The following is a 598-nucleotide window of genomic DNA, read 5'->3' as shown; positions in this document are numbered from 1 at the left end:
TGGATAAGCGGCTGACTGCGTTGGCCGCCACGGTGTGCCCGCACGATCCGCGCAGCCGCGAGCAGCGCCGCGCTGATGCGCTGGGCGCGCTGGCCGCGGGGGCGGATCGGCTGGGCTGTCGGTGCGGGCGCCCGGACTGCGCGGCCGGGAAACGCCCGCCGGCGGGCCCGGTGGTGATTCATGTGATCGCCGAGCAGGCCACCCTGGACGGGCGCGGCAGCGCGCCGGGCTCGGAGGTGGGTGCTGATGGGTTGATCACCCCCGAACTGCTGGCCGAGTTGGCCACGTCCGCGAAGTGGATGCCGTTGATCCATCCCGGTGATGCGCCGCCGGAGGAGGGGTATGTGCCGTCGGCGGCGTTGGCCGATTTCGTGCGGTGTCGGGATTTGACGTGTCGCTGGCCGGGCTGTGACGCCCCGGCCATCGGCTGCGACATCGACCACACCATCCCCTATAGCCAGGGCGGGCTCACCCACGCGTCAAACCTGAAGTGCTACTGCAGAACCCATCATTTGATCAAGACCTTCTTCGGCTGGACCGAACAGCAGCTGCCTGACGGGACGCTGATCTTGACGTCTCCGGCCGGGCACACCTATGT

General features: G+C 69.1%; 1 protein-coding gene. It reads left to right on the top strand.

All coding sequences use genetic code 11. The features are described 5' to 3' along the window. On the top strand, positions 1 to 598 hold a 598-nt coding region (locus tag A5706_RS00840), incomplete at both ends, for an HNH endonuclease signature motif containing protein (RefSeq protein ID WP_156766896.1).

This window comes from Mycobacterium sp. E796 (assembly GCF_001672815.1).
Classification (GTDB): Bacteria; Actinomycetota; Actinomycetes; order Mycobacteriales; family Mycobacteriaceae; genus Mycobacterium.
This window is presented reverse-complemented; position numbering and strand designations above follow the sequence as displayed.